6 protein-coding genes are annotated in these 9966 nt (G+C 74.7%); 5 read left to right on the forward strand and 1 reads right to left on the reverse strand.

All coding sequences use genetic code 11. The features are described from left to right. Positions 1-102 precede the first annotated feature (102 nt). The 4 genes from AC3ET3_RS14770 to AC3ET3_RS14785 all read left to right on the forward strand — a co-directional run bounded on the left by AC3ET3_RS14770 (position 103) and on the right by AC3ET3_RS14785 (position 5242). Positions 103-1944 carry a gamma-glutamyltransferase family protein gene (locus AC3ET3_RS14770; RefSeq protein WP_435612280.1) on the forward strand — a complete coding sequence of 614 codons (1842 nt, stop codon included), beginning with the start codon at positions 103-105 and terminating at the stop codon, positions 1942-1944. A gap of 189 nt (positions 1945-2133) precedes the next feature. Next, a complete protein-coding gene (locus AC3ET3_RS14775; protein WP_432133816.1) occupies positions 2134-3006 on the forward strand; it encodes an inositol monophosphatase family protein in 873 nt (290 codons plus the stop codon). Positions 3007-3117: 111 nt separating this feature from the next. Next, a complete protein-coding gene (locus AC3ET3_RS14780) occupies positions 3118-4530 on the forward strand; it encodes a phytoene desaturase family protein (RefSeq protein ID WP_435612296.1) in 1413 nt (470 codons plus the stop codon). A 202-nt stretch (positions 4531-4732) separates the two neighbouring features. Then, positions 4733-5242 carry an O-acetyl-ADP-ribose deacetylase gene (locus AC3ET3_RS14785; RefSeq protein ID WP_432133817.1) on the forward strand — a complete coding sequence of 170 codons (510 nt, stop codon included), beginning with the start codon at positions 4733-4735 and terminating at the stop codon, positions 5240-5242. Here AC3ET3_RS14785 and AC3ET3_RS14790 read toward each other — a convergent pair. Further along, on the reverse strand, positions 5235-7385 hold the full coding sequence (locus tag AC3ET3_RS14790; protein WP_432156420.1) for a SpoIIE family protein phosphatase: 2151 nt from the start codon (positions 7383-7385) through the stop codon (positions 5235-5237). The genes AC3ET3_RS14785 and AC3ET3_RS14790 overlap by 8 nt on opposite strands. A 109-nt stretch (positions 7386-7494) precedes the next feature. Here AC3ET3_RS14790 and AC3ET3_RS14795 point away from each other — a divergent pair, with 109 nt between their 5' ends. Beyond that, positions 7495-9963: a SpoIIE family protein phosphatase gene (locus tag AC3ET3_RS14795; RefSeq protein WP_435612281.1), complete on the forward strand. Its 2469-nt coding sequence runs from the start codon at positions 7495-7497 to the stop codon at positions 9961-9963. Positions 9964-9966 lie beyond the last annotated feature (3 nt).

Genomic DNA, 9966 nt, shown 5'->3' on the forward strand with positions numbered 1-9966 from the left:
GGGGAAGGCGGCCGTCGGCGCAAACTCCCCTGACTCCCCAGGACCTGTCCTGAGTGCCCATCACTTGGGCCGCGATCCGTCAACAGCGAGGTGAGAGCCGCGATGTTCACCACCCGCCCCACCCTCCAGGGCACCTTCGGCATGGTGTCGTCCACACACTGGCTGGCGTCGCAGACGGCGATGGCCGTTCTGGAGGACGGGGGCAACGCCTACGACGCCGCCGTGGCCGGGGCGTTCGTGCTGCACGTCGTGGAGCCGCACCTGAACGGGCCGGCCGGCGAGGTGCCGATCGTCATGGCGCCCGCGGGCGGCCCGGTGCGGGTGGTGTGCGGGCAGGGCGTCGCCCCCGCCGGCGCGACCGTCGCCCACTACCAGGGGCTCGGACTCGACCTGGTCCCCGGCACCGGACCGCTCGCCGCCGCCGTGCCCGGCGCCTTCGACGCCTGGATGCTGCTGCTGCGCGACCACGGCACCAAGCCCCTGGACGCCGTCCTGAAGTACGCCGTCGGATACGCCGAGCACGGGCACCCGCCCGTGGAGAACCTCCGCGCGAGCGTCGAGACCGTCCGCCGGCTGTTCGGGACGGAGTGGACCTCGTCCGCCGAGGTGTACCTGCCCGGCGGGGAGCCGCCCCGCCCCGGCCGGCTGTTCCGCAACCCGGCCCTCGCGGCCACCTGGCGCCGGCTGCTCGCCGAGACCGCCGGCGCGGGGGACCGGGAGGCGCGGATCGAGGCCGCCCGTCAGGTGTGGCGGTCCGGGTTCGTCGCCGAGGCCCTCGTCCGGCAGGCCCGCCGGCCCACCCTCGACACCAGCGGCGAGCACCACACCGGCACCCTCACCGAGGCCGACCTCGCCGGCTGGTCCGCGACCTACGAGGCGCCCGCGACGTACGACTGGAACGGCTGGACCCTGTGCAAGGCCGGCCCCTGGAGCCAGGGCCCGGTGCTGCTGCAGCAGCTCGCCCTGCTCCCGCCCGAGTTGCCCGCGCCCGGCTCGGCCGACTACGTCCACCTGCTGGTCGAGGGCTGCAAGCTCGCCATGGCCGACCGGGAGGCCTGGTACGGCGACGCGGCCGAGGTGCCCCTCACCGACCTGCTGTCCGCGCCGTACAACGCGGCCCGGCGGGCACTGATCGGCGAGCGGGCCTGTCACGACCTGCGGCCCGGCAGCCCCGGTGGCCGCACGCCCCGGCTCAGCACGCACGCGCACACCGTCCTCACCGGCGAGCCCGGCACCGGCCCGATGGGCGCCGGCGAACCCACCGTCGCCAAGGCCCCGACCTCCCCGGTGCCGGGCGAGCCCGCCGACGGGGGGCTCACGGCCGGCGCCGACGGAGCCACCCGGGGCGACACCTGCCACATCGACGTCGTGGACCGCTGGGGCAACATGATCGCCGCCACCCCCAGCGGCGGCTGGCTGCAGTCCAACCCCGTCGTGCCCGAACTCGGTTTCCCGCTCGGCACCCGGCTGCAGATGACATGGCTGGAGGAGGGCCTGCCGAACTCCCTCACCCCCGGCCGGCGCCCCCGCACCACGCTCACCCCGTCCCTGGCGCTGCGCGACGGCGTTCCCGTGCTGGCCTTCGGCACGCCCGGCGGCGACCAGCAGGACCAGTGGCAGCTGCACTTCTTCCTCGGTGTCGCCCTGCGCCCACCGGTGCGCGGCGGCCTGGACCTCCAGGGCGCCATAGACGCCCCGAACTGGCACAACGACGGCTTCCCCGGCTCCTTCCACCCCCGCGGCATGCGGCCCGGCAGCGTCACCGTCGAGTCCCGGACGCCCCCCGAGGTGGTCGCGGAGCTGCGGCGGCGCGGGCACCTCGTCACCGTCGGCGGCCCCTGGTCGGAGGGGCGGCTGTGCGCGGTCGCCCGGGAACCGCACACCGGCGTTCTCGCGGCGGCCGCGAATCCGCGGGGCATGCAGGGGTACGCGGTGGGCAGATGAGGCAGGCGCAGTCGACCGGAGGGGGAGCGTGGCAGACCGGAGGCGGAGCGTGAAAGACCGCAACGGGACAGCGGCAGGCCGGCCGCGCGGCTCACGTCGGCCGGGCGCCGCCGGGGCTGTTCATCCCGATTCCACCCACGGTGCGCCCGCCCGGTGGGGGCTGTCAGTGGGGCGTGCTCTCATGGAGACATGATCACAGACGCGGAGTCCATCGACGAGTTCCTCGACCGCCACGCGGCCGACGTGGAGGAAGCGGTCCGCGAGGCGGCCGCGGCGGAGATCCTGCCGCGCTTCCGCCGGCTCTCGGCCAACGAGGTCGACGAGAAGAGCGGGCCGCACGACCTGGTGACGGACGCCGACCGGGAGACCGAGCGGCGGCTGACCCGGGACCTGGGAGCCCTTCTGCCCGGCTCGGTCGTCGTCGGCGAGGAGGCGGTGCACGCCAATCCGGCGACCTACGACGCGATACGCGGCGAGGCGCCGGTCTGGATCGTCGACCCCGTCGACGGTACCCGCCAGTTCGTGCACGGTGACGACGGCTTCTGCACCCTCGTCGCACTCGCCCGGCACGGAGTGGTCCTCGCCTCCTGGACCTACGCGGCCGCCCGGGACCAGCTGGCCACCGCCGTCCGGGGCGGCGGCGCCCACCTCGACGGGAAGCGGCTGCACGCCGGACCGCCCGACCCCGGCCGCCCCCTGCGGGTGGCCCACTCCCACCCCGACTACACCACCGACGCGCAGAAGCAGGCCCTGCTCGGCCTGTGGACCGAGGGCGTGGAGCCGCGCTCGTGCGGTTCGGCGGGTCTGGAGTACCTCGCCGTCGCCCGGGGCCTGTCCGACGCCACGGCGTTCTCCTGGGAGGCCGCCTGGGACCACGCCGCCGGACTCCTGCTGGTCGAGGAGGCGGGCGGCACCCATCTCACCCTGGCCGGCGAGCCGTTCCGGATCACCGGCGGCAACGCGCTGCCGTTCACGGCGGCCAGGGACGCGGCGACGGCACGGCGGGTGGCGGCCCTGCTGGCGGGCACCCCCGGGGGGAGCGGCGGTCGCGCCCTGACCTGAATCCGCCCGTGCCGCGGGCGTCGATCCCCCGTGCCGCGGGCGTTGTCGGCCCCCCGGCATATCCTGGCCCCTCAGAGGCCACCGGCGACGAAGGGGTCCGAAGTGCCGTCGATGCTCGATGCGGTCGTGGTGGGAGCGGGGCCGAACGGGCTGACGGCCGCCGTGGAACTGGCCCGGCGCGGTTTCTCCGTCGCCCTGTTCGAGGCTCGTGACACCGTGGGCGGAGGAGCCCGCACCGAGGAACTGACCCTGCCGGGCTTCCGGCACGACCCCTGCGCGGCGGCCCACCCCCTCGGCGTCAACTCCCCGGCCTTCCGCGCCCTGCCCCTGGAGCGCTACGGGCTGCGCTGGCTGCACGCCGGCCTGCCCATGGCACACCCCTTCCCGGACGGCACGGCCGCGGTGCTGTCGAAGTCGGTCGCCGAGACGGCCGCCTCCTTCGGCCCCCGGGACGCGGGCGCCTACCGCCGGCTCGTCGAGCCCTTCCTGCCCCGGTGGGACACCCTCGCCCGGGACTTCATGTCCCTGCCCTCGACCGCCCTGCCCCGCGACCCGGTCACCCTCGCCCGGTTCGGCCTGGTCGGGCTGCCCCCGGCCGACTGGCTGATGCGCCGCTTCCGCGACGAGCGCGCCAGGACGCTCTTCGCCGGTCTCGTCGGTCATGTCATGGCACCGCTCAGCGGCTTCGCCACCGGCGCCGTCGGCCTGGTCTTCGCGCTCGCCGCGCACGCCCGCGGCTGGCCCGTCGCCCAGGGCGGCTCCCAGGCCGTCTCGGACGCCCTCGCCGCCTACTTCAAGGACCTCGGCGGCACCGTCCACACCGACTACGAGGTCAAGCGCCTCGACGACCTGCCCCCCGCCCGCGCCTACGTCTTCGACACCTCGCCCACCGCGCTCGCCCGCATCGCCGGCCTCGGCCGCGCCTATGAGCACTACCGCTACGGCCCCGGCGTCTTCAAGCTCGACTACGCGCTGGACGGGCCCGTCCCCTGGACCGCGCCCGAGGCGCGCACCGCCGGGACCGTGCAGATCGGCGCCGACAGCGCCGAGATCGGGGCCGCGCTGCGCGCCGCGTCCCGTGAGGGCCGCGCCCCCGACAGACCCTTCCTGATCACCGTGCAGCCCAGCGTCGTCGACCCCACCCGGGCACCCGAGGGGCGGCACGTCTTCTGGGCGTACGGCCATGTCCCCAACGGCTGGACCGGTGACCTGACGGACGCCGTCGAGGCCCAGCTGGAGCGCTTCGCGCCCGGGTTCCGGGACCGGATCCTGGCCCGCGCCACCGCCGGCCCCGCCGAACTCGCCGCCCACAACGCCAACTACGTCGGCGGTGACATCGCCACCGGCGCGGTCTCCGGCCTCCAACTGCTGCTGCGGCCCAAGCTGTCGCTCCTCCCGTACGGGACCCCGCACCCGGCCGTCTTCATCTGCTCCTCGGCGACCCCGCCCGGCCCGGGCGTGCACGGCATGTCCGGGCACAACGCGGCGAAGGCCGTCTGGCGCCGCCTGCGCCGGCAGAGCTGACCGGCATCCGCCGGGGCGCCACGGCCTCCACAACGTCCACTGCGTCCACAACGTCCACGGCGTCCACGGGCACCTCGCCCGGCCGTCCGCGTCTGCCCGTCCGCGTCTGCCCGTTCGCGGCTCCCCGTCCGGGTCACCCGGTCGCCGCCGGTGGCCAGGAATCCCTTAGGCGCCGGCCGGCCCCCGGGGATTGGATGGGGCCATGACCACCATCACGTTCGTCCGGGGCGACATCACCCAACAGACCGCCGACGCCATCGTCAACGCGGCGAACTCCTCGCTGCTCGGCGGTGGTGGCGTCGACGGTGCCATCCACCGCCGCGGCGGCCCCGCAGTCCTCGACGACTGCCGCCGCCTGCGCGCCTCCCGCTACGGCAAGGGGCTCCCCACCGGGCAGGCCGTCGCCACCACCGCGGGCGATCTCGACGCACACTGGGTGATCCACACGGTCGGCCCCGTCTGGTCCCGCACGGAGGACCGCTCCGACCTGCTGGCTTCCTGCTACCGCGAGTCCCTGCGCGTGGCCGACGAACTCGGCGCCCGCACGGTCGCCTTTCCCGCCGTCTCCGCCGGCATCTACGGCTGGCCGCCGGAGGACGCCGCCCGCATCGCGGTCGAGACCGTACGCGCCACCCCCACGGCGGTCGAGGAGGTCAGGTTCGTCCTCCTCGACGACCGGGCCCACGCGGCGTTCGCCGCGCGCCTCACCTGACCACAGGGGGCCCGGCCCCCGCCCGGCCGTCGCCCACGGACCCGTCGCCCGCCGGCAGCGCGCGTGCCACGAGCAGCGCCACGTCGTCGTGGTCGTCGGGGTGGCGCAGCCCGTACAGCAGGAGGTCGCAGATCTCCTCCAGCGGCCGGTGCGGTGGGTCGAGGAAGCTGAGCAGGACGTTCAGCCGGTCGTCGATCGAGTGGTGCCGCGTCTCGACGAGCCCGTCGGTGTACAGGACCAGCAGATCGCCGGGGCCCAGTTCGGTCGTGGCCGAACCGAAGGGAACGCCGCCGACCCCGAGCGGGGCTCCGGTGGGCAGGTCCAGCAGCTCCGGCGCCCGGCCCGGGCGGGCCAGCGCGGGCGGCATGTGACCGGCGTTGGCGATCAGACACCGTCGTGAGCGCGGGTCGTACACCGCGTACAGGCAGGTCACGATGTAGTGCTCCAGATCCGAGGTGATCCTGTCCAGGTGCCGGAGCACCTCCACCGGGTCCAGGTCCAGGTCCGCGTAGGCGCAGGTGGCGGTGCGCAGCCGGCCCATGGTGGCGGCCGCGTCGATGCCGTTGCCCATGACGTCGCCGACGACCAGGGCGGTGCGGTCGTCGGCCAGCGGGATCACGTCGTACCAGTCGCCGCCGACCTCGCTGGTGGCCTGCGCGGGCTGATAGCGGGAGGCGAGCTCCAGACCGGCGTGGTGGGGCTGGTGGTCGGGCAGCAGGCTGCGCTGCAGGGTGAGCGCGGTGTTGCGCACGCTCTGGAACCAGCGGGCGTTGTCGATGGCCACGGCGGCCCGGCCCGCCAGCTCACTGGCCAGGACCACGTCGTCCTCGTCGAAGGGGCGAGGATTGCGGGTGCGTTTGAGATCCAGGGCGCCGAGCACCTCGCCGTGCGCGATCAACGGCACGGCCAGATAGGAGTGAACCCCGGCCCGGGCCAGCAGTGCCCCGGCCTCGGCGTCCCGGGCGATGCGCGGCAGATCACGGTCGTCGACATGGCGCACCAGGACCGGCCGCGCCGTGTGGACGCACAGCGTGACCAGGCGGTCGCCCTCGTAGGAGGCGAGGTCGCCGGGCGGGTCGGCGGCGCGCAGCGCCACGGTCGGGTGGGCCGCCTTGAGCGCGAGGGCGCGGAAGAGCTCCGGGCCGTTGTCCGGGGAGCGGGTGCGCCGGCACGCCAGGGCCGAGTCCAGGATGTCCACGGCGACCACGTCGGCGAGTTCGGGCGTGGCGATCTCGGCCAGTTCGTGCGCGGTCCGCTCCACCTCCAGGGTGGTACCGACCCGGGTGGAGGCGTGCGCGATGAGCGACAGGCGCCGCCTCGCCCGGTCGGCCTCGGCGGCCACCCGGTGCCGTTCGGTGACGTCGACGACGGAGGTGGCCGCGCCCAGCACCCGCCCGCCGGGGTCCTCCAGCCGGTAGAAGGACAGCGACCAGGCGTGCTCGTGCTCGGGATCGGCCGGCGGACGGCCCACGTGGTACTGGTCGAGCAGCGGCGTGCCCGTCGTCAGTACCTGGCGCAGCGCCGACTCGACGGTGTCGGCGTCCGGGAACGGCAGGGTCTCGCGCAGCCGGCGGCCGATGTGGTCCTCGGCCGGAATGCCGTCGATCCGCTCCAGCGCCGGGTTGACCAGCAGATACCGCAGTTCGGGGTCGAGCAGGGCCAGACCGATCGGCGACTGGTCGATGAGCCGCTCGCACAGCGCCAGATCGGTCTCGGCGCGCTGCAGCCGGCCGTGGTCGGCGACGATGCCCAGGGCGTAGACGTCGCCGAGATCGTCCAGCAGCCGCATGTTGCGGAACTCCATCAGCCGGGTGCTGCCGTCCTTGTGGCGGATGGGGAAGGCTCCGGCCCAGCTCCGGCCGGTCTCCAGTACCTCCGCGAACAGGCGGGTGACGGCGTGCAGATGCTCGGGATGGATGAACAGCCGGGCCGCGTACCGGCCCAGGGCCTCCGCCGCGGTGTAGCCGAACAACTCCTCGGCCTGCGGGGTCCAGAACACGATACGTCCGCCCGCGTCGACGACCACGGCGGCGACGCTCAGCACGTCCAGCAGCCCGATCGGCGCGGGCGGCTCGGCGTCGTACGAGCCGTCGACGTCGTACGAGCCGTCGCCGTCGCCCGGCGGGAGGGGATCGGCCGCCATCCCTCCATGCTCTCTCCGGTCGTCCGCCTTGCCCAGTCCCCGGCGGGACGGAACCGTGCACATCGGGCGGGCAAGCAGGAACATGGTCGTGGAGAGGATGGGGACCCCCATGAGTTCTGCGAGTTCTGTGCCACGGGAACCCGAGCCGACGGCCCCGGGGACCGGTGCCCCGCTGGACGCGTCCACCGACGCCGCGGCCGTGGTGTCCGCGCACGGCGTCGTGATCGGCTGGACCCGGGGCGCCGAGGACCTCCTCGGGCACCCTGCGTCGGACGTGGTCGGCGGTCCCGCCGCGCGCCTGCTGGCGATGCCAGGGGACCCGGTCCGGGTGGCCGGCGTCGCCGAGCGGTGCCGCGCGGGCATGGGGTGGAGCGGGCTGATCCCGGTACGGCACCGTGACGGCCACAGCATCGACGTCGACCTGCGGGTCTCCGCGTCCTTCCACGTCGGCACCGAGGAGTGCTTCCTGCTGTCGGCCCGCGAACGCAGGCAGCAGTGGACGGTCGGCCAGTCCGTCCTGGACGGCTTCCTCACCCGTTCCCCGGTCGGCATGGCCGTGATGGACACCGCGCTGCGCTACGTCTGGCTCAACGACACCCTGGAACGCCTCGGCGGGGTGCCCCGCGAGCAGCGCCTGGGCCGGCGGCTGAGCGAGCTGCTGCCCGGGCTGCAGGCGGAGCCCCTGGAGGAGCTGATGCGCAAGGTGCTGGAGACCGGCACCCCGGTGACCGACTACGAGTACACGGGATGGAGCTGGGCCGACCCCCACCGCCGGCACGCCTACTCGACGTCCTTCTTCCCGCTGGTGGACGCGGACGGCGGGGTCACCGGGGTCTGCTACATGGTCCTCGACGTCACCGAGCGGTGGCACGCCCGGCAGCTGCTGTCGTTGATCGCCGAGGCCGGGACGGGGATCGGCAGAACCCTCGACGTCGCGCGGACCGCCCAGGAACTGGCCGACTTCGCCGTCCCGCGCTTCGCGGACTTCGTCATCGTCGACCTGCTGGAGTCGGTGGTCGGCTCCGAGGGGCGCGGGCTGTGGCCGGCCGACGCCGGGCCGGGCCCCGCGCGTCCGTCGATGCGCCGCGCCGGCATGAGTTCGGTGCGCCAGGGCTGCCCGGAGGCGGTGGCGCGGATCGGGGACCGGGTGGACTTCCTGCCCCCGCCGCACGACGCGACCCTCCTCGTCGAGGGTGAACCGATCTTCATACCGGTCCTCGACCCGGACGACGACGTGTGGACGGCCCGGCAACCCGTGCGGGCGCAGCGCATCCGCGACTTCGGGCTGCACTCCCTGATCTCCGTACCGATGCGTGCGCGCAACACCGTGCTGGGCCTGGCCACGTTCGTCCGCTCGCTCAACCCGGACTCCTTCACACCCGACGACGTGCTGCTGGCCCGGGAGGTGGTGGAACGGGCGGCGCTGTGCGTCGACAACGCCCGTCGCTTCACCCGGGAGCACACGGCGGCGGTCACCCTCCAGCACAGCCTGCTGCCCCACACCCTGGCCGGGGGGACGGCCATGGACGTGGCGTCCTGCTACCGGCCCGCCGACGCGACGGGCGGGGTCGGCGGCGACTGGTTCGACATCATCCCGCTGTCCGGCGGGCGCGTCGGGCTCGTCATCGGCGACGTCGTGGGCCACGGCATCGGCGCGGCCGCGTCCATGGGCCGGCTGCGCACGGCGGTGCAGACCCTCGCCGACATGGAGCTGCCGCCCGACGAACTGCTGGCCCACCTCGACGACCTCGTCCTGCGCCTGGCCGAGGAGACCGCCTCCGGCACCTCGGCCGACGGCAGCCCCACCGCCTTCCTCGGCGCTACCTGCCTGTACGCCGTCTACGACCCCGTGAGCAGACGGTGCTCGATGGCCCGGGCCGGCCACCCGCCCCCCGTCGTCGTCACCCCCGACGGGCACGTCGCCTTCCCGGAGCTGCCCGCCGGGCCGCCGCTGGGCCTGGGCGGGATGGCGTTCGAGACCGCAGAGATCGAACTCGCCGAGAACAGTCTGCTGGGCCTGTACACCGACGGCATCGTCCAGGGCACCGACCGTGACATGGAGCTGGGCATGCGCCGGCTCGGCGAGATGCTGGCCCGGCCGGACGCCGAGCTGTCCGACCTGTGCGTGGCCGCGGTGCGGGCGCTGGTCCCGGAGCCGCAGTCCGACGACGTCGCCCTCCTGCTGGCACGCACCCACGCCGTCGGGGCCGACCGGGCCGTCTCCTGGGACGTGCCGGCCGACCCGGCCGCCGTCGCCGAGGTGCGCGCCCGGGCGGTCCGCCAGGTGGCGGCCTGGGGCCTGGAGGACCTGGCCATCACGACGGAACTGATCGTCAGCGAGCTGGTCACCAACGCCATGCGGCACGCGGCCCCGCCCATCCGGCTGCGGCTGCTCCGCGACTCCCGGCTGACCTGCGAGGTCGCCGACGGCAGCAGTACCGCCCCGAGGCTGCGCCATGCGCGCAGCACGGACGAGGGCGGCCGCGGCCTCTTCCTGGTCGCCCAGCTCACCCACCGCTGGGGTGCCCGCTACACGGCCGGCGGAAAGATCATCTGGGCCGAGCAGGAGATCTCCTGACCC

Source organism: Streptomyces sp. bgisy159 (assembly GCF_057707805.1).

Coding starts and splice junctions, on each gene's coding strand:
- AC3ET3_RS14775 (WP_432133816.1), top strand. CDS start 2,134: ATGATCACAGACGCGGAGTCCATCGACGAGTTCCTCGACCGCCACGCG.
- AC3ET3_RS14770 (WP_435612280.1), top strand. CDS start 103: ATGTTCACCACCCGCCCCACCCTCCAGGGCACCTTCGGCATGGTGTCG.
- AC3ET3_RS14790 (WP_432156420.1), bottom strand. CDS start 7,385: ATGGCGGCCGATCCCCTCCCGCCGGGCGACGGCGACGGCTCGTACGAC.
- AC3ET3_RS14785 (WP_432133817.1), top strand. CDS start 4,733: ATGACCACCATCACGTTCGTCCGGGGCGACATCACCCAACAGACCGCC.
- AC3ET3_RS14795 (WP_435612281.1), top strand. CDS start 7,495: ATGAGTTCTGCGAGTTCTGTGCCACGGGAACCCGAGCCGACGGCCCCG.
- AC3ET3_RS14780 (WP_435612296.1), top strand. CDS start 3,118: ATGCTCGATGCGGTCGTGGTGGGAGCGGGGCCGAACGGGCTGACGGCC.